Origin of the sequence: Micromonospora mangrovicola, assembly GCF_047200535.1 — a bacterium.
Classification (GTDB): Bacteria; Actinomycetota; Actinomycetes; order Mycobacteriales; family Micromonosporaceae; genus Micromonospora.
On record NZ_JBJZOG010000045.1, the window covers coordinates 1 to 20,270 of the forward strand.

At 73.6% G+C, this 20,270-nt stretch carries 23 protein-coding genes; 9 read left to right on the forward strand and 14 right to left on the reverse strand.

Annotation, left to right across the window (positions count from 1 at the left end):
• Nucleotides 1-42: 42 nt before the first annotated feature.
• Genes ACL02O_RS18885 through ACL02O_RS18905 form a run of 5 tightly spaced genes read right to left on the reverse strand, consistent with a single transcriptional unit; the run spans nt 43 to nt 5,143 of the window.
• Nucleotides 43-2,292 (reverse strand): FtsX-like permease family protein, encoded by a 2,250-nt coding sequence (locus ACL02O_RS18885; RefSeq protein WP_412819411.1) that lies wholly within the window; start codon nt 2,290-2,292, stop codon nt 43-45.
• On the reverse strand, nt 2,289-2,960 hold the full coding sequence (locus tag ACL02O_RS18890) for an ABC transporter ATP-binding protein (protein ID WP_412819412.1): 672 nt from the start codon (nt 2,958-2,960) through the stop codon (nt 2,289-2,291). Before ACL02O_RS18890 ends, ACL02O_RS18885 begins: the two co-directional genes overlap by 4 nt.
• Entirely contained in the window at nt 2,957-3,481 is a 525-nt protein-coding gene (locus tag ACL02O_RS18895) for a PadR family transcriptional regulator (RefSeq protein ID WP_412819413.1), read from the reverse strand. Before ACL02O_RS18895 ends, ACL02O_RS18890 begins: the two co-directional genes overlap by 4 nt.
• 51 nt (nt 3,482-3,532) lie before the next feature.
• Nucleotides 3,533-4,360 carry a PPOX class F420-dependent oxidoreductase gene (locus ACL02O_RS18900; RefSeq protein WP_412819414.1) on the reverse strand — a complete coding sequence of 276 codons (828 nt, stop codon included), beginning with the start codon at nt 4,358-4,360 and terminating at the stop codon, nt 3,533-3,535.
• A gap of 48 nt (nt 4,361-4,408) precedes the next feature.
• The gene (locus tag ACL02O_RS18905; protein ID WP_412819464.1) at nt 4,409-5,143 is read right to left on the reverse strand and encodes an MBL fold metallo-hydrolase; all 735 of its coding nucleotides are present in this window, start codon (nt 5,141-5,143) and stop codon (nt 4,409-4,411) included.
• A 222-nt stretch (nt 5,144-5,365) separates the two neighbouring features.
• Between ACL02O_RS18905 and ACL02O_RS18910 the strand changes: the two genes are divergently transcribed.
• On the forward strand, nt 5,366-6,343 hold the full coding sequence (locus ACL02O_RS18910) for a hypothetical protein (protein WP_412819415.1): 978 nt from the start codon (nt 5,366-5,368) through the stop codon (nt 6,341-6,343).
• Nucleotides 6,344-6,395: 52 nt separating this feature from the next.
• Here the strand turns inward: ACL02O_RS18910 and ACL02O_RS18915 are convergent, their stop codons facing one another.
• The 3 genes from ACL02O_RS18915 to ACL02O_RS18925 all read right to left on the reverse strand — a co-directional run bounded on the left by ACL02O_RS18915 (nt 6,396) and on the right by ACL02O_RS18925 (nt 8,756).
• Nucleotides 6,396-6,758, reverse strand: coding sequence for a YciI family protein (locus ACL02O_RS18915; protein ID WP_412819416.1), 363 nt, complete (start codon nt 6,756-6,758; stop codon nt 6,396-6,398).
• A 10-nt stretch (nt 6,759-6,768) separates the two neighbouring features.
• Entirely contained in the window at nt 6,769-7,431 is a 663-nt protein-coding gene (locus ACL02O_RS18920; protein ID WP_412819417.1) for a DUF998 domain-containing protein, read from the reverse strand.
• 80 nt (nt 7,432-7,511) lie between these two features.
• Nucleotides 7,512-8,756, reverse strand: coding sequence for an RNA polymerase sigma factor (locus tag ACL02O_RS18925; protein ID WP_412819418.1), 1,245 nt, complete (start codon nt 8,754-8,756; stop codon nt 7,512-7,514).
• A gap of 117 nt (nt 8,757-8,873) precedes the next feature.
• Between ACL02O_RS18925 and ACL02O_RS18930 the strand changes: the two genes are divergently transcribed.
• The 4 genes from ACL02O_RS18930 (at nt 8,874) to ACL02O_RS18945 (ending at nt 11,304) form a co-directional block, all read left to right on the forward strand.
• Nucleotides 8,874-9,302, forward strand: a complete 429-nt coding sequence (locus tag ACL02O_RS18930) for a hypothetical protein (protein WP_412819419.1) — start codon at nt 8,874-8,876, stop codon at nt 9,300-9,302.
• Nucleotides 9,296-9,520, forward strand: a complete 225-nt coding sequence (locus tag ACL02O_RS18935) for a helix-turn-helix transcriptional regulator (protein WP_412819420.1) — start codon at nt 9,296-9,298, stop codon at nt 9,518-9,520. The genes ACL02O_RS18930 and ACL02O_RS18935 overlap by 7 nt, the downstream gene beginning before the upstream one ends.
• Complete coding sequence (locus ACL02O_RS18940) at nt 9,517-10,482, forward strand: NAD(P)-dependent alcohol dehydrogenase (RefSeq protein ID WP_412819421.1); 966 nt, start codon at nt 9,517-9,519, stop codon at nt 10,480-10,482. The genes ACL02O_RS18935 and ACL02O_RS18940 overlap by 4 nt, the downstream gene beginning before the upstream one ends.
• Before the next feature lie 87 nt (nt 10,483-10,569).
• A complete protein-coding gene (locus ACL02O_RS18945; protein WP_412819422.1) occupies nt 10,570-11,304 on the forward strand; it encodes a YqjF family protein in 735 nt (244 codons plus the stop codon).
• A gap of 72 nt (nt 11,305-11,376) precedes the next feature.
• On the opposite strand, the gene ACL02O_RS18950 is transcribed toward ACL02O_RS18945, so the two are convergent.
• The 3 genes from ACL02O_RS18950 to yidD form a co-directional block, all read right to left on the reverse strand.
• A complete protein-coding gene (locus tag ACL02O_RS18950) occupies nt 11,377-12,771 on the reverse strand; it encodes a hypothetical protein (protein WP_412819423.1) in 1,395 nt (464 codons plus the stop codon).
• A 124-nt stretch (nt 12,772-12,895) separates the two neighbouring features.
• Nucleotides 12,896-13,063, reverse strand: coding sequence for a hypothetical protein (locus tag ACL02O_RS18955; protein ID WP_412819424.1), 168 nt, complete (start codon nt 13,061-13,063; stop codon nt 12,896-12,898).
• A gap of 128 nt (nt 13,064-13,191) precedes the next feature.
• Entirely contained in the window at nt 13,192-13,578 is a 387-nt protein-coding gene (gene yidD / locus ACL02O_RS18960) for a membrane protein insertion efficiency factor YidD (RefSeq protein WP_412819425.1), read from the reverse strand.
• A 63-nt stretch (nt 13,579-13,641) separates the two neighbouring features.
• Between yidD and ACL02O_RS18965 the strand changes: the two genes are divergently transcribed.
• A complete protein-coding gene (locus ACL02O_RS18965) occupies nt 13,642-14,001 on the forward strand; it encodes a hypothetical protein (RefSeq protein ID WP_412819426.1) in 360 nt (119 codons plus the stop codon).
• Between the two features lie 53 nt (nt 14,002-14,054).
• Here the strand turns inward: ACL02O_RS18965 and ACL02O_RS18970 are convergent, their stop codons facing one another.
• Both ACL02O_RS18970 and ACL02O_RS18975 read right to left on the reverse strand, forming a co-directional pair.
• Nucleotides 14,055-14,867, reverse strand: a complete 813-nt coding sequence (locus tag ACL02O_RS18970) for a hypothetical protein (protein WP_412819427.1) — start codon at nt 14,865-14,867, stop codon at nt 14,055-14,057.
• Entirely contained in the window at nt 14,864-15,829 is a 966-nt protein-coding gene (locus ACL02O_RS18975; protein ID WP_412819428.1) for an ArsR/SmtB family transcription factor, read from the reverse strand. The genes ACL02O_RS18970 and ACL02O_RS18975 overlap by 4 nt, the downstream gene beginning before the upstream one ends.
• A gap of 223 nt (nt 15,830-16,052) precedes the next feature.
• Between ACL02O_RS18975 and ACL02O_RS18980 the strand changes: the two genes are divergently transcribed.
• Nucleotides 16,053-16,913, forward strand: coding sequence for a helix-turn-helix domain-containing protein (locus ACL02O_RS18980; RefSeq protein ID WP_412819429.1), 861 nt, complete (start codon nt 16,053-16,055; stop codon nt 16,911-16,913).
• Between the two features lie 3 nt (nt 16,914-16,916).
• On the opposite strand, the gene ACL02O_RS18985 is transcribed toward ACL02O_RS18980, so the two are convergent.
• Complete coding sequence (locus ACL02O_RS18985; RefSeq protein WP_412819430.1) at nt 16,917-18,086, reverse strand: phosphotransferase family protein; 1,170 nt, start codon at nt 18,084-18,086, stop codon at nt 16,917-16,919.
• Between the two features lie 263 nt (nt 18,087-18,349).
• Between ACL02O_RS18985 and ACL02O_RS18990 the strand changes: the two genes are divergently transcribed.
• The gene (locus ACL02O_RS18990) at nt 18,350-19,849 is read left to right on the forward strand and encodes a SulP family inorganic anion transporter (RefSeq protein ID WP_412819431.1); all 1,500 of its coding nucleotides are present in this window, start codon (nt 18,350-18,352) and stop codon (nt 19,847-19,849) included.
• Complete coding sequence (locus ACL02O_RS18995) at nt 19,849-20,259, forward strand: MerR family transcriptional regulator (protein WP_412819432.1); 411 nt, start codon at nt 19,849-19,851, stop codon at nt 20,257-20,259. Before ACL02O_RS18990 ends, ACL02O_RS18995 begins: the two co-directional genes overlap by 1 nt.
• The last annotated feature ends 11 nt before the right edge of the window (nt 20,260-20,270 follow it).

Here is a 20,270-nt window from a genome sequence, read left to right on the forward strand (position 1 = left end):
GGGGTCCCCCCCCCCCCCCCCCCCCCCCGCCGCCGACCGGGCTCACTCGTTGCGGGCGACCTCCGGGCCGGTGATCCGGCGCAGCAGCGGCAGCGTCGACGCGACGATGCCCAGCGACACCGCCAGCCCACCGGCGACCAGCAGGAAGTACGACAGGTCCGGCCGGAGCAGCGTGTAGTGCAGCTGCGCCCGCAGGAACAGGTGCGCGGCGAGGAATCCCATCCCGATGGCCACGGCCGAGACGGTCAGCAGCGGCACGACGGTCTCCAGCGCGACCACCCGGCGCAGGGTGCGCAGCCGCGCCCCGGCGAGCCGCAGCATGCTGAACGGGCGCTTGCGGTCGCTGAGCCCGCCGGCCACGCTCACCGCGAGGCTGCAGCCGGCGATGGGCAGGCTGGCCAGCATGACCACGTTGGCCAGCTGCTGGAACTGCGTCATCTGCCGCGCGGAGTCCGACTCCCACTCGCCGATGCTGCTCGGGAACCGCCCCGCCGGGAACGCGTTGATCAGCATGGTCCGGGCCTGCTCGAAGGCGGCGCGGCTGGTGGTGTTGACGACCACCGACCGGATCGGCTGCCGGTCGACCTGCTCAGGGGAGGTGTCGGCGGCGGGCCAGACGTAGTTGTCCCTGGTCAGGTCCCACGCGCGGTCGCCGATGAGGTCGTCGGCCACGGCGGCGACCTGCGCGCCGGCGGGGCAGGTGCCGAACACCGCCAGGCGGTCCAGCTCGGCGCACGTGACGATGCCGGGCCACCACCACCGAGCGGGTGACGCGTCCGTCGGATTCTGCCGGACCTCGATCGGGGGTGGTTCGTCGACCGGATTGGCGCGGACCAGGGTCACGCTGCGAACCCCGGGAATGGTCGCCAGTGCGGGGATCTGGTCGGCGGTCGGCGCGGGACCGTCCTGGGGCGGGAACCACGTCGACAGGGACGTGGCGGCCACCGAGTCGGTGCGCGGCTCGCCCCGGTTGGCGACGTAGGTGGTGATGATGCCGGTCGCCACGCTGGTCACGAAGAGGGCCACGATCAGGCCGCTGACCGCCCGGAAGGCCGCCTTGGGGTTGTCCGCGAGGCGGCGCCCGGCGATGAGGGTGGCGGGCCGGCTCGCCCGCCCGGCCAGCAGGCGGGCGCCGAGCATGGTCAGCCACGGGCCGGCCACCAGCAGCCCGGTGAGGATCAGCAGAAACCCGGAAAGGTACGCGGTGAGCTGGCCGTTGGTGGTGGGGGGACGCCGGCCGATGAAGTACGCCAGCTCGGCGAGCCCGGCGAGCAGCGGGATCAGCCGCCACGCGCGCGGCGGTTTCGGGGTGACCCGCCGGGTCACGCCCAGCGGGGAGATCTGCACCCGGCGCAGCGCCAGCCAGGACGCCACGACGGCGCCGAGCGGGATGCCGAGCGCGACGGCCAGGACGTCGACGGGGGTGAGCGACAGGTCGGCGGGGAAGAAGCGCTCGCCGGTGAACGGGATGCCGGCGAGTCCGGGCCGGGCGGCGAGGAACAGGCCGAACCCGGCGGCGGTGCCCGTGACAGCGGCAAGGGTCGACTCCACGGCGGAGACGACGGAGATCTGCCATGGCGTGGCGCCGATCAGCCGCATCGCGGCGAAGCGCTGCTCCCGGCGGGTCGCGGCGAGCCGGGTGGCGGTGCCGATGAAGATGAGCACCGGGAAGAGCAGCGCGGCCGCGACGACGGACAGCACGAGGGTCAGGCCGTCGTGGTTGATCCCGACATAGCAGCCGCGGCTGCAGTCGCTCGGGGAGGTGGTCATGATCTGGGTGACCTTGCGCGCCCCGAGGTGCTCCAGGTCGGCCGGGGTGCGGCCGATGACGATCAGCAGCAGGTCCGGTGAGGGCAGCGCCGCGCTGCCGATGGTGCCGACCTCGTGGCCGGGGAAGCGGTCGCCGAGTTCCGCGGCCGGGGTGGCGCGCAGCAGCCTGTCGAGGGCGGGTGAGACGTAGTACTCGCCCGGCGCGGGCAGGTGCGGGATGCCCGGCGGGACGGGCGCGTCCGGGCCGGCCGCCGCGACCTCGACCCGGCCGATCGACTCGCCGTGGTAGTAGTCCTTGCGGATCAGCCACCACAGCGGGTCGGCGGACGGGTCGGTGGCGGCGGGGGCGACGGCGGTGTTGAGCCAGCCGTAACGCTGGTTCTGCGCGTCGACGGCGTTCATGCCGGCGAGGGTGGCCAGCAGCATGCCGACGCCGACGGCCACCGCGGCGGCGATGATGACGAGCCGGGCGGCGGCTTCCCGCCCGCCGGCCAGGGCCAGCCGGGTCGCGAACCGGATCATGCGGCCACCAGCGCGTTCACCTTGCCGTCGCGGACGATGACCTGCCGGTCGGCGTACGCGGCGACGCGGGCCTCGTGGGTGACCAGCACGACGGTGGTGCCCTCCTCGCGGGCGGAGGAGACGAGCAGGTCCATGACCTGCTCGCCGGTGAGCGAGTCGAGCGCGCCGGTGGGCTCGTCGGCGAACAGCGCCCCGGGGCGGGCGACCAGGCCGCGGGCCAGCGCGACGCGCTGCGCCTGCCCGCCGGAGAGTTCGCCGGAGCGGCGCCGTTGCAGCCCGGTCAGGCCGAGCCGCTCGAACCAGGGCCGCGCCTGGGCGAGCGCGGCGGCCCGCTTGACGCCGCTGAGCAGCAGCGGCAGCGCGACGTTCTCCTCCGCGGTCAGCTCCGGCACCAGCTGGCCGAACTGGAACACGAACCCGAACCGGTCGCGGCGCAGGATGCTGCGCTGGGTCTCGCTGAGGGTGTCGACCCGGCGGCCGTCGAAGTGGATCTCGCCGGCGTCGGGCACCAGGATCCCGGCCAGGCAGTGCAGCAGGGTGGTCTTGCCGGAGCCGCTCGGGCCCATGATGGCGACGATCTCGCCCGGGGCCACCGCGACGCTGGCGCCGCGCAGCGCGGGCGTCTCGCCGAAGGACAGGTGCACGTCGCGGGCCTCGATCGCCGTCATCCCTTCACCACCTTGCGCAGCGCGTCGAGCCGGGCGGCGGTGGTGTCGATCCAGTGCAGGTCGGCGTCGAGGTGGAACAGGCCGTGGTCGGCCAGCATGGCGTCGACCAGGTTGCCGTTGCGTTTGAGGTCGGTGAGTTCCTTCATCCGCCGCAGGTGGGTGGCGCGCTGCGTGTCGAGGTACTCCTCGGCGGGGCGGTCGAGCATGAGCGCCAGCACGACCTTGGTGAACAGCACCGTCTGCAGGTTGGGTTCGGCCTCCACCGGCTCGGTCAGCCACGACTCGAAGTCGGTCGCGCCCCGGTCGGTGATGACGTAGCGCTTGCGCTCGGGGCCGACGCCCGGCTCGACCTCACCGACGACGATCTTGCCGTCCCGGACGAGCCGGCCGAGGGTCGCGTAGACCTGGCCGAACGGCAGCGACCTGCCCCGGCTGAAGAAGGTGTCGTAGTCGCGCTTCAGGTCGTAGCCGTGGCTGGGTTCGCGTTCGAGCAGCCCGAGGAGGGTCATGGGAACACTCATGGGTGCACCATACCCTGAGCGTATACCTCGCGTATATATCTCGGGTGTAGATCAGTTCCGGATCATGCTCCCGACGTCGGCCGCGGCGGTGGGCTGTCCGGCCGCCGCCACCGGAGTCAGCTCGAAGTGGACGGTGCGCCCGGTCCGGGCCCGGCCGAGCCGGTGCATCACCGGCACGAGCACCCCGTGCAGCAGCGGCTGCTTGCGCCGGAGCGCGCGGCCGGCCGCCCGGTACCCGGCCCCGCTCAACCGCCGTGCCACCGCCTCCACCGCCGGCCCGGTCGGATTCCCCAGCGCCGTCGACGGGGCCACGGTCACCCGCGGGTTGTTGCGGATCCGCCGGGTCTTCCAGGCCTTCTCGAAGCTGCGCACGTACGCCCGCTCCCCCGCCACCGCGACGCTCACCGCCGTCGGCACGGCTGTCCCGTCCCGCTTGAAGGTGGTCAGCACCACGGTCTTCTGCCGCACCAGCGCCGCCCATCCGGGCGCCGGGGCGGGGTCGACGTACCCGACCACCCAGCCGAGCTGCCGCATCCGGGCCACCAGCGCGACCAGGGCCAGCGCGGCGGACAGCAGCACCAGCCAGGTCTGCGCCGCGCTGCCGCCCAGGTCGGCGTCGATCAGATGCGAAACCGTGTGCGCCGCCCCGCCGACCAGGTAGCCGGCGAGCGCCACCGTCAGCGCGTCGGCCCAGATCAGGGCCAGCAACAGGGTCGCCCCGATGCCGAGCTGGAAGGCTCCCACGTCGTGCACGAAGTGCTCGTGCGGCGGGAACCCGACCGCCGAGCTGAACGAGTGCGGCCGGGTCAGCGCCCAAACGCCGACCACCAGCGACGCCACGCCGAGCAGCGCGGCCACGACTCCCACCATGCGTCTCATGCCCGGATGACGGGCCATCGGGCTGGCCTGTGACCAGACCCGCTGCGGCTACCCGAGGTCGATGACCAGGCCGGCGGTGGCGACGCCGACCTCACCGCCGTACCCGTCGGCGGCGGCGGCGCGGGCCGCCGCGTGGTCCGTGCCGGGCTGCAGGTGGGTCAGCAGCAGGCGTCCGACGCCGGCCGCCGCGGCCTGCCGGCCCGCCTGGCGCGCGCTGGACTGGTGGACCTGCGAATCCTCCGGCACCCGCGTCACGTAGGTGGCCTCGGCCACCAGCAGGTCGGCGTCGCGGGCCAGCTCCACCACGTCGGGGGTCGGCCCGGTGTCCCCGGTGTACGCGAGCACCCGGCCGCCCGCGGCCAGCCGCACCCCGGCGTTCAGCAGGTAGTGCGGCAGCAGGCGGGTCTGCGCGCGGAACGGGCCGATGTCGAAGTGGTCGCCGGCGGTGAACTCGTGCGGCACGTACCCGGCGTCCAGCATCCCGGGGCGGTCCAGCGCCAGCACCGCGTCCAGCGCGCCGGGCAGCGCGTACACCGGCAGCGACGGCGGCGGGTCGTCGCGCAACATCCGCGCCCGCAGCAGCGGGTTCAGGTCGGCGCAGTGGTCGGGGTGCCCGTGGCTGATGAACACGGCGTCGACCTGGTCGGCGGTGATGTACTGCAGCAGCCTCGGCAGGGTGGCGTAGCCGAGGTCGAGAACCAGCCGGAAGCCGTCGTGCTCCACGAGGTAGCCGCTGCACGCCTGGCCCGCCTCGGGCCACACCCCGCACCCGCCGAGCACCATGAGCCGCACGCCGCCGACGCTACCGGCCCGGAGGCCACGGCCGGGCCGGTTTCCGGCGACCCGGGTGTACCGCCGGCGACGGGCCGTCCGGGCAGGACACCGGCGACCGGACGGGGTGGCCCGACCGTCCATTGCGGTGGAAGATCGCGCAGCACGGTGGGTTAACCTGCGGCCACTCGTTGGCTATCGTGGCGTCCTCAGCAGTCGAGCGAGGGACAGCCTGTGATCTTCGCGTTGCCGACGCCGGCCCCCGACAGCCTGACCGGGAACCTCGCGCTGACCGTGATCGGCGCCATCATCGGCGTGCTCGGCGCGTACCTGGTCGAACGGCTCAAGGCGCGCCGGGAGCCGATGCGGCGGCTCTCCTGGGACGTCGAGGTCGAGCGGGCGCTGATCGAGGTGCAGCCGGACATCCGGTCCCACGTGAAGATCCTCTACCACGGGCAGCCGGTGGAGGACCTGACCCACGTGCGATGCCGGGTCACGAACACCGGCAACCGGGTGGTCAAGCACCACGACCTGCGGTTCACCTTCCCGGCGGGCGCCCGGTTGCTGGAGGCGTATCTCGCGCCCGCGCCCGAACCCGAGCTCGGCGTCACCCTGGTCGGCGAGTCCCACGAGCCGCGCGCCGAACGCCGCTACCGGATCGCCCACCTGGAGCGGGGCGAGTCGGTGACGTACAACTTCGTCACGGCGGGCGGCGACTTCCGGGACTGGCGGCCCCGGTCGCACAACGACGAGGGGGACGTGGCGTTCCAGCGCCGGGGCGTCGAGGTGGCCCGGGCGGACGAGGAGCACGTCACGCCGTTCCTGCTGATCCTGGTGATCTACTACCTGGCCGGCGCCCTGGTGCGGACGGCGCCGTTCGGCTACTTCACCGACCTGCTCATGCTCACCGTGCACCTGGCGGCGATCGTGGCCCTCGCCCCGCATCTCCTGCCGATGATCCGGGTGGTGCAGCGGCTGCTCACCCGCAGGCCCGGCGACGCCCCGGAGTCGGTCACCAACGTCGTGGCCAACGACGACGGGAGCGTGGTGTTCCTCAACGGTGGCTCGATCACCGACCTGCGGATCCGGGCGGCGGAGCCCGCGTCGGAACCCGCGCAGCCGCAGCGGAAGCCGGACCTGCTCCTGCCCGTGCAGCAGACGGCGATCGACGCGCCGCCGGACGACCACGGGCCCGAGCCGCGCTGGCGCTGACCGGCATGGCCGCGGGGAGCCGGCCGGGTGACCGGCTCCCCGACCGTGCGGCTCAGCCCTCGTGCGGGCCCTCACTGACCCGCCGCACGTCGACCTCCACGTCGATGCCGCTCTCGGTGAAGACGTCCACGAACCGCTGGGCCCACTGGACCGCCTCCTCCTTCGACCGCACCTCGATCAGGCCGAACCCGGCGATGAGCTCCTTGGTCTCGGTGAACGGCCCGTCGGTGACGGTCCGCTTCCCCTTGGTGGCGGTGATCCGCGCCGACTCCTCGCTGCTCTTGCACAGCCCCTCGGCGGCGAGCAGGATGCCGGCCCTGGCGACCTCCTCCATGTAGGCGCCCATCCGCTTCAGGAACTCCGGGCTCGGCTCGAAGTTGCCGGGGACGGCCTCGTCCAGCTTGTGCATCAGCATCCAGCGCATCTCAGTGGTTCCTCTCGTTGACGGTGTGCAGGGAAACGGCGGTGAGCCAGGCGAAAACGAAGAACGAGCCGACGGCCATCCGGACGCTGATGCTGTCCTGGTCGGGCCAGGCCATGACGACGACCGTCGCCAGCGCGCTGAGCACCGAGTACAGGGCCCAGCCGCGGGCGCCGCGGCGCAGGTAGCGGCGGGCGAACACCAGGCAGGCGATGGTGAGCGAGCCGAAGGAGAGCATCGCCCCGACGCCGTGGCCGTAGGAGTGCCAGCTCATCGTCTCGGGACTGCCCTCCGGGGCGCCGGCCGGCCAGCCCATGCTCGGGTCGGCGCGGAGCACCCCGGCGACGATCAGGCCGACGCCGAGGACCGCCACCAGCGCCGGCCCCCACGTGCCGCCCGGGGCGCCGCGCAGCGCCCGCCGGAAGCCGGCGGCCCCGGCGAGGGCCAGCAGCCCGGACAGGACGAAGTTGCCGATCTGGATCCAGCCGTGGTCGCCGAGGGCGAGCAGGCTGAGCGGCTGCCGGCTGAGGTCGAAGCCGTCGCGGGTGAACGCCTGGATGAGGCCCAGCCCGAGGAACAGCGGCCCGGCGGCGGCCCCGGCGGCGAGCAGGGTGGCGGTCGGGACGCCCCGTGTCGTCCCGGCCCGGCTGAGCGTCGTACTGGTCATCTCGATCTCCTCGTCATCGTTGCCTTCGCTGACGCGTCGATCGGGCCGACCCGGATCCGACACGGGTGCTCAAGATTTTTTTAGCCGCACTCGGAGGCCCGGGCGAGGAGCAGCGCCCGCTCCCGCGCGTTGCCGGTGAGCGACGCCGCCCGCTCGAACTCGGCCCTCGCCTCGGGCAGCCGGCCGAGCTTGAACAGCAGGTCGCCCAGGACACTGGGCAGCAGGTGGTAGTGCTCCAGGGCGGGCTCCGACGCCAGCTCGCGGGCGAGTTCCAGGCCGGCGGCGGGACCGTGGGCCTGGGCGACGGCAACCGCCCGGTTCAGCTCGACAACGGGTGACGGCACGAGCCGCGCGAGGTCCGCGTACAGGTCGGCGATCCGCGCCCAGTCGGTCTCGGCGGGGGTACGCGCCCGGGCGTGGCAGGCCGCGATCTCGGCCTGCAGGGCGTACGGGCCGGGGTGCTCGGTGCGGGCCCGGTCGAGGGCGGCCAGGCCGCGCCGGATGAGCAGCTGGTCCCAGCGGCTGCGGTCCTGGTCGTTGAGGAGGACGGGTGCCCCGTCGGGGCCGGTGCGGGCGCGGGTGCGCGACGCCTGGATCTCCAGCAGGGCGGCGAGGCCGTGCACCTCGGCTTCGCCGGGCATCAGCCCCTGCAGCAGCCGGGCCAGGCGCAGCGCCTCCTGGCACAGGGTGGGGCGCATCCAGTCGTCGCCGGCGGTGGCCGAGTAGCCCTCGTTGAAGATCAGGTAGACGACCTCGAGGACCGAGTCGAGGCGTTCGGCGCGTTCGGCCGGGCCGGGCACCTCGTACGGGATCCCGGCGGTGGCGAGGGTCTGCTTGGCGCGGGTGATCCGCTGCCCGACGGTGGTTTCGGAGGTGAGGAAGGCGCGGGCGATCTCGCCGGTGGTGAGGCCGCCGAGCAGCCGCAGGGTCAGTGCGGCCCGGGCGATCGGCGACAGGATCGGATGGCAGGCGGTGAAGATCAGCCGCAGCAGGTCGTCCTCGATGTGCTCCTCGACGGCGGCGTCGAAGTCGGGGTTGTGCTGCTCGTCGAGGTCGCGGCCGAGTTCGGCGAGCGTACGCTGCTGGGTCTGCCGGCGGCGGAGCACGTCGACGGCCCGGCGCTTGCCGACGGTGACCAGCCACGCCCCCGGATTGGCCGGTACGCCGTCGCGCGGCCACTGTTCGAGGGCGGCGACGAGGGCGTCCTGGGCGAGTTCCTCGGCCTGGCCGACGTCGCGGACGATGCCCGCGATGCCGGCGACGACCCGGCCGGCCTCCATCCGCCACACCGTCTCGACGGTGCGCCGCGCATCGGTCTGCTGCATGGCCTCATCAGAGCAGCCGGGTCGGACCTCCTCAAGCACGTAAAGAATTCTTGACACGGTGTCGCCCATGCTTGACACTCAATGGTGTCAAGAATTCTTTACTTCGGGAGGGGTGCGGTGGCCTTCGAGGAGAAGCGCGCCTGGATCATGGGGCTGGTCGCGATCGCCGGCTACGCCACCTACGCGAGCATCGTGCTCGGCCGCGCGGGCGGTGACCCGATCGCGGACGTGCCGTACGCGGTTCCGCTGCTGGCGACGGTGGCCGGCGCGATCGTCGCGTCGATCGCGCTGCACATCGCCGTCTCGATCGTCTCGCCCGAGGGCGCCAACGAGAAGGATCAGCGGGACCGGGAGATCCACCGCGCCGGCGACCACATCGGCCAGTCCTTCGTGGTCGTCGGCGGGGTGTCCGCCCTGGCGATGGCCCTCGCCGACTGGGACCAGTTCTGGATCGCCAACGTCATCTACCTGTGTTTCGTGCTGTCGGCGGTGGTCGGCTCGGCCGCGAAGATCGTCGCCTACCGGCGGGGCTTCCAGTCGTGGTGAAGCCGACCCGCATCACCAACTCCATCCGGGCGCTGCGCTTCGCCCACGACGAGATGACCCAGGCCGACCTGGCCCGCCGGGTCGGCGTCACCCGGCAGACCGTCATCGCCATCGAGCAGGGCCGCTACTCGCCGTCGCTGGAGATGGCCTTCCAGATCGCCGCGGTCTTCGGCGTGCCCCTCACCGACGTGTTCCACTACCCGCAGGAGGACTCGTGAAAGCGATCGTCCAGGACCGGTACGGCCCGGCCGACATGCTGCGCCTGACCGACATCCCCGTCCCCGTCCCCGGCGCCGGCCAGGTGCTCGTCGAGGTCCGCGCGGCCGGCGTCGACCCGGGCGTCTGGCACCTGATGACCGGCCTGCCCTACGTGATCCGCCTCGGCTACGGGCTGCGCCGCCCCCGCCACCGCGTCCCCGGCCTGGACCTGGCCGGCGTGGTCACGGCCGTCGGGGCCGGCGTCACCGGGTTCTCCCCCGGCGACGAGGTGTTCGGCAGCGGCACCGGCAGCTTCGCCGAGTACGCGCTCGCGCCCACCGGGCGGCTCGCCCCGAAGCCCGCCGGCCTCAGCTTCGCCGAAGCCGCGGCCGTGCCGGTGTCCGGGCAGACCGCGCTCACCGCCGTCCGCGACGCCGCCCGGGTACGCCCCGGCCAGCGCGTCCTCGTCATCGGCGCGGGCGGCGGCGTCGGCTGCTACGCCGTGCAGCTCGCCCGGGCCGCCGGCGCACACGTCACCGGGCTCTGCGGCCCGACCAAGCTCGACCTGGTCCGCGCGCTCGGCGCGCACGACGTGGTCGACTACACCCGCCACGACCTGCCCGACCAGCGGTACGACGTGGTCGTCGACACCGCGGGCAACCGGCCGCTGGCTCGGCTGCGCCGGATCCTCACGCCGAAGGGGACGCTCGTGCTGGTCGGCGGGGAGGCCCGCGACGGCAGGTGGCTGCAGGGCTTCGACCGGCAGTTGCGGGCGCTGGCCCTCTCCCCGGTCGTCGGCCAGCGGCTCGTGCCCCTGATCGCGAAGGTCGGCAGCGCGGCCCTCGCGACGCTGACCGAGCACATCGAGGCCGGGCAGGTCCGCCCCGTGGTCGACCGCACGTTCCCGCTCGATCAGGCACCCGAGGCGATCCGCTACCTCCGGGCCGGACACGCCGGCGGCAAGGTCGTCGTCACCCGCTGACCCCTGGGCGACGTGTCCGGATCGCCGTCCTGCCCCGAAGCTGGAACGCCGATACCGGGTGACCGGGCGCCGGAGCACCATGGAGGCGTGGACATCGAGCCGGTCGACGCCGCGCCCGTACGGGCGTTTTCCTGGGCGACGCTGGGGCAACGCTGGCGGGACCTGACCTTCCTGCACTGGGCGGTCGCGCCGGACCTGGTCGCGCCGCTGCTGCCCGCCGGCACCCGCCCCGACACCCTCGACGGGGTCAGCTACGTCGGCCTGATCGGCTTCCGGATGGTCGGGCTGGGCCTCGGGCGAGGGCCGGGGGTGCCGTACTTCGGCACGTTCTGGGAGACCAACGTCCGGCTGTACTCGGTCGACGGCACCGGCCGGCGGGCGGTGGTGTTCCGCTCGCTCGACGCGTCGCGGCTGGTGCCGGTGCTGGTGGCGCAGCTGAGCCTGCGGCTGCCGTACAAGTGGTCGGCGATGCGGCTGGACCGCGACGGCGACCGCCTCACCTACCGCTGCCGGCGTCGCTGGCCCGGCCCGGCGGGCGCGACGAGCCGGATCGAGGTCCGGGTCGGCGCGCCGATCGCCGACCCGACCCCGCTCGACCACTTCCTCACCGCCCGCTGGGGCCTGCACACCCGGGCGTACGGGCGCACCCTGCACCTGCCGAACTGGCATCCACAGTGGCCGCTGCACCGGGCGGAGCTGCTGCACCTGGACGACGACCTGGTCACCGCCGCCGGGCTCCCGCCGATGGCCGGGCCGCCGGTGAGCGTGCTCCACTCCCCCGGCGTCCAGGTCGTGTTCGGCGCCCCGGTCGCGGTGCGCTGACCCCGGCGGTGCCGAGCACCCGGTGCGACGGGACGGAGGAAGTCCTGGTCACAGCGGCGTGGCCGAGCCCGGTCAGAGCAGGTCGTCGGCGGCGGGAACGAGAAGCGCACCGGCCCTGGCCGGGAGGCCGCGGACCCTGGACACGTAGACCGGTTGCTTCCGGCCGGATCGTTCGGGGCAGGTGCCGTACCGCCCGCCAACCATGCCGACGGCGCCGTCCGCGCACCGCATCAGGTAACCGTGGCCGGCCCAGAAGTCGTCCACACAGGTGAACCAGTGGCACACGTCCGCAGCCGGCTCGTGGACCAGCGCACCTGCGCAGTAGGTGTAGCCGAGCGGGTTCTCCGGTGCACCGCACCGGTCCACCGGCTTCGCGGTCGGGGATGGGGATGGGGATGGGGGGACCGTTGCGGAGGGGGACGGCCGGGGCGTCCGGCTCGGCACGGCAGGGCTCGGGGCAGGGGCCGGCCGCGACGGCGGCCCGGTCTGCGGCCCCCGACCCGGGTTCGGGTTTACCGGGTGCGGCGCCCGGTGTCGCGGCGGCAGCATCCGGCCACCGCCGACCCCGCCAGACGCTTCGGAGGTCGGGGCGGGCCGGCCCGGGACCACGGGCTCGCCCGTCGGCTCGCCGCTGGGTGCCGGTCCGATCCCGGCGTCGTCGGTGGGCCCGACGGTGACGCGGCCGCCGGTGGGCAGGGCGGTGGGCGGGCGGCGGGTTCGGTCCGGGCCGGTCGTCGCGGCGAGCGCGGCCACGGCGACCAGCACCGCGGCCGCGGCGGCGGTCACCGCGGGGCGGGTGAGGCGGGCGTACCCGGGCGCATGGGCACCGCTGACCAGCACCGGCGCCGGAGGTGGCGTCCGGCGGTTGGCGGCCACGGCCCCGTCGAGCCGGGCGAGGACGGCCGCCCGCTGCCCGGTGGCGTCGGCGTACGCCAGGGTCAGCCGGAGCCGGAAGTGCGGCGCGGCGCCGCGGGGCACGCGGAGACCGGCCACCAGTGCGCCGGTGGGCCCGTGCAGCAGGGTCAACGGCAGGCCCGGGTGGTGGGTGAGACCGCTCAGCTCCGCGTAGCTCCACTGTCGAGCGCTATTCCGACCGACCAGGACAATCCGGCGGTCGGTGAGCACGGCGGTGCCGGCGTCGGTCACCCGGGTGCCGTCCGGCAGGGCCGGCGCGCGCTCCGGGACCATGAGGGGGATCGCGGAGAGTTCGGGCGGCGGCAGGTCGGCGTGCCGGGGCACGGTGACCAGCCCGGTCGACGGCTGGACGGCGACCACCGTCTCGCCAAGCGCGAGATCCAGGGGCACCGCCGCGTGGATCTCGGGCCGCTCCTCGGCGGCCGCCCGCAGCCGTCGCAGGCGTACGCCGTGCAGGCACCACGCCTCGACGGCATCCTCGTGGGCGCGTCGCCGCCGTGCGTTCTCCCGCCTGGCCCAGCGCGCCCGCCAACCCCTACCGGCTCTGTCCACATGGGTCACCCCGGGGCCCGCCCTTCATGAGGATCGTTCGTGCACCCGGTACAACCCGCCAGGCGGCCACAGGACACGGCGGCCGCGCCAGGAACGGACGGCCAGTCGTGGGCCGGAGCCGCGGTCAGCGGCGAACGGGCCGTCGGCGCGCGAGCGGGCCGGGGCGACGCCGCAGCTCGCGGATGGTCTGCCGCAGCTCGAAGTCGAATCGCGCGGCCTCGTACACCTCGTCCGGGCCCGGCTCCGCCGGCCGGTGCTCCCGCGGGTCCCACTGTCCGTTGTGGTCTGACATACCACTCGCTCCCCCGTCGCGTCGGGCTGTCCAACGCCCTGTCGCTCACCGGCCCAACGAGGTGCCACGGCCGGGGTTGCTGTGGTTGTCGTCACACCCCGGCCGCCCGGGTCGGCTCGGTCGGCGGTTCAGCGCAGCGGGTCGTGCGTGCCGCGCGGCACGTGCGGCCTGCACCGGCGCACCCGGTCGGCGGCCAGCCGCCCGCCCACCGCGAGGCCGTACTTCTCCACCGCGGCGAGGCCGTACGCGCTGCAGGTCGGGGTGTAGCGACACCGCCCGGGCCAGCGGTGCGACAGCCAGCGCCGGTAGCCGAGGATGGCGGCCCGGCCGGCGCGGTCCGCCAGCGGGACGCGGGTCACCGCGGCGGTCGCCGAGCCGAGGGTGAGCAGGAACGAGAACAGCCCGAAGTCGCAGCAGTCCGGGCCGTCACAGTCGCAGAAGTCGCAGTCGGGGGCGTCGCAGTCGCACCAGTCCCGATCCTTCTTGCGGCGCCGCTCACGCCTCAGGTTGATCACGACGCCATGATGCGACACCCGCGCCAGCGGCGCCGATTGTCGCGCGACCCTAGGATTCGGCGCGTGCCGTACGAGATGGAGACCTATCTGCCGTACGCGGCGGCCCGGGTCGTCCCGCGCGACGAGTTGCCCGGCCTGTACTCCCCCGGCCGGGAGCCGGTGTTCAGCTACGGCGCTGGCGGCGAGGACGTGATGATCGTGTCGGCGCACGACGGGTTCAGCACCGTGTCGCTGTTGCACGACCGCACCTGGCACTGGCTCGAGGAGTCGGCGGACACCACGCTCGTGGAGATCGTGCTGTGCGGGCAGGAGGCGTGGGTCCCGGCGGGCGCGATGGTACGGCCGGAGACGGGCCTCGCCGCGCTGCGGCTGGCCCACGACGTGCCACGGCTGCTGACCGAGTTCAGGTGGCGGGAGCAGTAGGACCTTCACCGGTGGCTTCCGACCGCTGACACCCTCATCCGGCCGTAGCGGCGTCAGGCAGGTCGGGCGACGATCCGGCCCACCAGAGCCTGCATGCGTGTCCGGTCGGCGGCTAAGGCTGACACCTGCGCGAGTCCCGTAGCGCCGGGAGCGCCGAAGAAGCGGTGCAGTATGTGGGCAGCGTCCCGGCCGGTGGCACTGATCGGCCAACTCTGCGATGTCAGCCCCGCGGCGTGGGCGGCGTTGAGCAGACGCCACAGGTCGACCGCGTCCTTGGTGGCGAAACGGCCCCGGTACGCCAGCGCCTTGACGCACAGCGCGGAGATGACGTCGGGCAGCCTGACCTGCAGTGCGAGCTGATCGGTACTTGTCAACTGCGCCCGCAGGTGCACCATGGTCGCCGGGCGGTGCAGCGCGAGAACCAGTCCGGGAACCTCGTCCACCACCAGATCCCCATGGCGCTGGTTCGGCACCAGCTTGTTCTCGAAGGATGGGGCCAGGATGTCGACGACGAGGTTCAGCGGGCCGTGTTCGTCCCGATGGCGGCGGACGAAGCGGTTGGCCGCATCCGCAGGTTGATAGCCGCGCTCGGCCAGGGCGCGAGGCAGCCGCGGATCCGCGATGGCAGCAGGCAGTGCGGCGAAATCAGCGTCAAGGGTCTCCCGCATCGGCACCTGGATGGCGACGTCGTGCGCTGCGGTGAGCAGGGTGACCATGTGGCCACCGACGATCCGATGATCCAACTCCAACTCTTCGGCGATCATCGACAGGTCCGCCAGGGCCAGGAATCCCGCATCCGCGGCACGGCTTGTCGACGTCAGTGCCAGGACGTTGGGCGGGGTGGAACTCCGGGTCGGCTCGGTCATGCCGCCTGCCCTCCGGTCGATCGTTGCCGCCGGTCGCGCAACACCCGCCGCAGGTGACGCACCGCCTCGTCGGAGTCCGGCCCGGGTGCCCGTGCGACGTCCCAGAGGATCTGCAGGGGGTCAGCCAACGGGAGGCTCCCGGGCGACTTCTCGGCGGTCGGGCCCGGCCAGACACCGGGATCTCTGGGCACAATCAGTTCCACTGTCGCGTCGCCCTCGCCGGCGGGGGTGAGGCCGGCCGCCGTCGGGTCGACGCCGGTCTGGGCATAGACAACTGCGCGGTGCGGGTTTCGCCACGGGGCGATGAGGTCGGCTGCCACGTCGCCGGATATCGCGATCCTTTCCTGGCCGACGTGACTCAGCAGGCCGACGACCGACTGTGCCTGCTGCACCGGCGGGTCCAGGCCGTACCAGAGGGTCCGCAGGCCACGCGGTCCCGGGTACGAGCGCAACCACCATTCGAAGACAGCGTCGACGTCCGTGACGTCCCAGCCGGTTGCGGCGCGGCGCACGAGGCCCTGTTCGGTCAACGCGGCGAGCGCCTGCGATACGCGGGGCTGGGAGAGACCGGTGGCGTCGGCCAACTGCTGCTGCCCGGCCCATGGCCGCTCCACCAGCCGTCGCACCAGAGTGAACGTGCCCCACGGCACGCGACCGGGCGAGGTGCGGCGGGACGGGATGTCACCGCCCTGCCGTCCGATGCGGACCTGGTGGCCGGCCAGCCGTAGGGTGCCCGTGACCTGTTGCCCGTCGTCGATCAGGCAGGACCAGCCGGCGGCGTCGACCGCTGTCCGGACGGCGGGCGAGGCTGCCGGCACGACAAGCAGGAGCGGCTCACGGTGCCGACTTGCCAGCTTGCCGACGTCGCTGGGATTCAGCGCCGCCGGCGAGTGGACCACTCTCAGCACGCCGCGGTGAGGCCCGGCACGCAGCTCGGCGTGGTCGGCGTCGAGCGGGGTCACCACGACTCCGGCATCGACCAGAGCCGCCCAAGCCGCCGCCGATATAAGCATTATCCGCCCTCCTCGGTTAATACTTATAACACGGGTTTGCGGCCCGGTGCGTGAAGCCGCGCCGGCGCAGCAGGTGAGTCCGCCGGGACCCGACCGGATCCGGCTCGCGGCGGTCGGGTGCGGCGGCCGGCCGCTGCCTAGCGTCGAAGGCGTCAACCGGAAGGAGCATCGGGTGCTGGAGCGGCTCAACCAGGCCATGGACCACCTCGAACGCCACCTCGACCAGCCGCTCGACGTGGCCGGGCTGGCCCGGATCGCCTGCGTGTCGGAGCACCACTTCCGGCGGCTCTTCTCGGCCCTGGCCGGGATGCCGCTGTCGGAGTACGTGCGCCGCCGCCGGCTCACCGTGGCGGGCGCGGAGGTGCTGTCCGGGGAGGCGTCGCTGCTGGCGGTCGCGGTTCGCTGGGGGTACGGGTCGAACGAGGCGTTCGCCCGGGCGTTCCGCGCCGTGCACGGCGTCGGCCCGCAGGAGGCCCGGCGTACGGGGGCGGCGCTGCGCGCCCAGCCCCGGATGTCCTTCCGACTCGTCGTCGAAGGGAGCGGCAGCATGGAGTACCGGATCGTGCCGAAGGAGGCGTTCCGCCTGGCCGGGCGGAGGGCGCGGGTGCCGCTGGTGCACGAGGGGATGAACCCGCACATCGTGGCGTTCATCAAGGGCCTGGAGCCGGAGACCGTACGCCGGATCGAGGCGCTGTCGGACCAGGAGCCGCGGGGGCTGGTCAACGTGAGCGACGACCTGGCCGGCTCCCGGGCGGAGGGCACCGAACTGGACTACTGGCACGGGGTGGTGACCGGCGCGGACGTCCCGGACGGCCTGGACAGCCGGCCGGTGGAGGCGGGCGACTGGGCGGTGTTCCGCAGCTCGGGCGCGTTCCCGCAGTCGCTGCAGCAGTTGTGGCGGGACGTGTTCACCCAGTGGTTCCCGTCCAGCCCGTACGAGAGCCGGCCCGGGCCGGAGATCTCGCAGGTGCGGGTGTCGCCGGACGGCCGGACCGCCGACGCGCAGCTGTGGATCCCGGTGCGGAAGGTGTGACGGTCAGGCCAGGGCGGCGGCCTGCTTGAGGCAGGCAGGCACGTCGCCCAGGTGGTACGGGTGCTCGCTGGGCTCGATGCCGGCGAGGAACATCGCGTACACGGCGGCCATCCGCAGTGCAGCGACCGGGCGGAGCAGGTCGACCGCCCGGCGCGGGTCGCTGCCGGGCGCGTCGGCCCGCCAGCGGGCGGCCCAGGCGTCGAGCAGCACCCCGGCGGTGGGCTCGTCGATGGTCTCGGTGAGGCGCAGGACGTCGAAGGCGGGGTGCCCGACGAACGCGTCGCCCCAGTCGATGAACGTCGCCCGCCGGCCGTCCCCGCGGACGTTGCCGGGGTGCAGGTCGCCGTGGACGAGGGTGTCCGGCAGGCCGCAGTCGCGGACCCGGTCGAGCCGGTCGTCGAGGCCGGCGAGCAGGTCGGCCACCACCGAGGTGTCGTGCGGGGCCAGCCGGTCGCGGATCCACCGCGCGAGGGCCGGTCCGCGCAGATCGGGTACGCCGGCCGCGACCAGCCGTCCGGTGTCGCCGGTCGCGCGCAGCTGGACGGCGTGGTGGGCGGCGGCGATGGCGGACCGCTCCGCCGGGTCGGCCGCGTAGCGGTCCTCGCCGGCCACGTGTTCGATCAGGACCCGGCCGGTGTCGTCGGCGGCGATCAGCGTCGGCACGAGGTCGGGCGCGGCGGTGGCGAGCCAGCGCAGCACGGCGGCCTCGTGCCGGAAGAATCCGGGCACCTGTTTGAGCCAGGCGCTGCCGTCGGGGCCGTCGAGCCGCCAGATCGCGGACAGGTTCCAGGTGCGGTGCTGGGTGACGGCGGTGACCGGGCGGCCGCGCCGGTCCAGCTCGGCGGTGGCCCAGGCGAGGCTGCGGGCCGGGCCGCCGGGCTCTGCCCAGGGGGCGCGCAGCGGGTGCGGCGCGAGGTCCACCGGGACCGGCGCCAGGGGTACGGCCGGGGGCGCGGCCACCTCGGCCAGGTAGGTGAGCCGGCCTCCGGGTGGTTCGGGGCGGTCGGCGGTGAGCAGCCGCAGCACGGCCACGTCGGCGCCGTGCCGGTGGCGGGCCCCGTCGACGATCGCGCCGACCTGCTGCCACCAGGGCTCCGGCACCTCGTACGAAGGCAGGGCGCCCAGCGGCGTGCCGGCGGGGTCGACCAGGACGAGGGTCACGATGCGGGACACGCGCGGACGATAGCCCCGCCGGCGGTGCGCGGCGAGTGGTTATCGACCGGCCGCCGGTGATGATCGACACGTGCTCCGCGGGCCAACTCTCCCCGCACGGGAGAGTAGGGTTGGGCGCGCCACCGGGGTGCGGCGTCCCTGCCCCTCGGTGGTTTCGCGGGCGAGGACGCCCGCCGCCGGCTCCCACCCGGCAACCCGTAGCCCTTGAGCACCGCGCACGCGGTCCTGCCGGTGCGCGCCCGCGCTGGCGATTTCGAGCAGAAATGAGTGGTATGCCAGCGGTTCGCTCGCCCCGGTTGTCCCGTCCCGAGTGGCTGTCCTCGCCGCGCGTGCTGCGCACCGAGGTCCTGGCCGGCCTGGTCGTGGCGCTGGCGCTGATCCCCGAGGCGATCTCGTTCTCGATCCTGGCCGGCGTCGACCCGAAGGTCGGGCTGTTCGCCTCCTTCACGATGGCGGTCACCATCGCCTTCACGGGCGGCCGGCCGGCGATGATCTCGGCGGCCACCGGCGCGGTCGCCCTGGTGGTGGCGCCGCTCGCCAAGGAGCACGGCCTGGGTCACCTGGTCGCTGCGGTGATCCTGGGCGGGGTGTTCCAGGTCGTGCTGGCCCTGCTGGGGGTGGCCAAGCTGATGCGCTTCATCCCCCGCAGCGTCATGGTGGGCTTCGTCAACGCCCTGGCCATCCTGATCTTCACGGCCCAGCTGCCGCACCTGATCGGCGTGCCCTGGCTGGTCTATCCGCTGGTCGCGGTCGCGCTCGCCGTCATCGTGTTCCTGCCGAGGCTGACCACGGCCGTGCCGGCGCCGCTGGTCGCCATCATCCTGCTCACCGCGTTCACGGTCGTCGCGCACCTGACCGTGCCGACGGTCGGCGACGAGGGAACCCTGCCGGACAGCCTGCCCGTGCCCGGGCTGCCGGACGTGCCGTTCACCCTCGGCACGCTCACGCTCGTCGCCCCGTACGCGCTGGCCATCGCCCTCGTCGGGCTGATGGAGTCGCTGATGACCGCCAAGCTGGTCGACGACATCACCGACACCCACTCCGACAAGACCCGCGAGTCCTGGGGCCAGGGCGTGGCGAACATCGTCACCGGCTTCTTCGGCGGCATGGGCGGCTGCGCCATGATCGGCCAGACGATGATCAACGTGAAGACCTCCGGCGCGCGGACCCGGCTGTCCACCTTCCTCGCCGGCGTGTTCCTGCTGATCCTGGTCGTCGCGCTCGGCGACGTCGTCGGCATGATCCCGATGGCCGCCCTGGTCGCCGTGATGATCATCGTGTCGGTGGGCACGTTCGACTGGCACAGCGTCGCCCCGGCCACCCTGAAGCGGATGCCGGTCGGCGAGATCACCGTCATGCTGGTCACCGTCGCCGGCACCCTGTCCACCCACAACCTGGCCATCGGCGTCGTGCTCGGCGTGCTGGCGGCCATGGTGGTCTTCGCCCGCCGGGTCGCCCACTTCGCCGAGGTGACCAGCGTGCTCGACCCCGACGGCAGCAGCCGCATCTACCACGTGCACGGCGAACTCTTCTTCGCCTCGAGCAACGACCTCGTCTACCAGTTCGACTACGCCGGCGACCCCGCCCGGGTGGTCATCGACATGACCTCGGCGCACATCTGGGACGCCTCCTCGGTCGCCGCCCTGGACGCCATCACCACCAAGTACGCCTCCCGGGGCAAGCAGGTCGACATCGTCGGGCTCAACAAGGCCAGCGCGCAGTTCCACGACAACCTGGCGGGCAAGCTCAAGGTCGGCCACTGATGCCGGCCCGGGACGGTGCGGCGACCGGCGGGCACGTGCAGATCGGCGAGGCGGCCGAGCGCGTCGGGCTCAGCATCCGCACGATCCGCCACTACGAGGACGCCGGGCTGGTCGTCCCGTCGGCGCGCAGCGAGGGCGGGTTCCGGCTCTACACCGGACCCGACCTCGACCGGCTGCGCGTGATCAAGCGGATGAAGCCACTCGGCTTCACCCTCGAGGAGATGCGCGATCTGCTGCAGATCCTCGACGAGCTCACCGGTGCCCGGGGCGACGAGCGCGCCGCACTGCTCGCGCGGCTCACCACGTTCCACACCGCCGCCCGGGACCGCGTCCGGGCGCTGCGGGAGCAACTCGCCACCGCCGAGGGGTTCGCCCGGCAGATCCAGGACCACCTCGATCAGCACCGGTAGCCCGGGCCCGC

Excerpts from the sequence above, each read along its gene's own strand:
- ACL02O_RS18915 (WP_412819416.1), bottom strand. The coding sequence starts at position 6,758 with ATGCTGATGCACAAGCTGGACGAGGCCGTCCCCGGCAACTTCGAGCCG.
- ACL02O_RS18885 (WP_412819411.1), bottom strand. The coding sequence starts at position 2,292 with ATGATCCGGTTCGCGACCCGGCTGGCCCTGGCCGGCGGGCGGGAAGCC.
- ACL02O_RS18920 (WP_412819417.1), bottom strand. The coding sequence starts at position 7,431 with ATGACCAGTACGACGCTCAGCCGGGCCGGGACGACACGGGGCGTCCCG.
- ACL02O_RS18970 (WP_412819427.1), bottom strand. The coding sequence starts at position 14,867 with ATGACCGAGCCGACCCGGAGTTCCACCCCGCCCAACGTCCTGGCACTG.
- ACL02O_RS18895 (WP_412819413.1), bottom strand. The coding sequence starts at position 3,481 with ATGAGTGTTCCCATGACCCTCCTCGGGCTGCTCGAACGCGAACCCAGC.
- ACL02O_RS18995 (WP_412819432.1), top strand. The coding sequence starts at position 19,849 with ATGCCGGCCCGGGACGGTGCGGCGACCGGCGGGCACGTGCAGATCGGC.
- ACL02O_RS18925 (WP_412819418.1), bottom strand. The coding sequence starts at position 8,756 with ATGCAGCAGACCGATGCGCGGCGCACCGTCGAGACGGTGTGGCGGATG.
- ACL02O_RS18900 (WP_412819414.1), bottom strand. The coding sequence starts at position 4,360 with ATGAGACGCATGGTGGGAGTCGTGGCCGCGCTGCTCGGCGTGGCGTCG.
- ACL02O_RS18955 (WP_412819424.1), bottom strand. The coding sequence starts at position 13,063 with ATGTCAGACCACAACGGACAGTGGGACCCGCGGGAGCACCGGCCGGCG.
- ACL02O_RS18905 (WP_412819464.1), bottom strand. The coding sequence starts at position 5,143 with ATGGTGCTCGGCGGGTGCGGGGTGTGGCCCGAGGCGGGCCAGGCGTGC.
- ACL02O_RS18890 (WP_412819412.1), bottom strand. The coding sequence starts at position 2,960 with ATGACGGCGATCGAGGCCCGCGACGTGCACCTGTCCTTCGGCGAGACG.
- ACL02O_RS18990 (WP_412819431.1), top strand. The coding sequence starts at position 18,350 with ATGAGTGGTATGCCAGCGGTTCGCTCGCCCCGGTTGTCCCGTCCCGAG.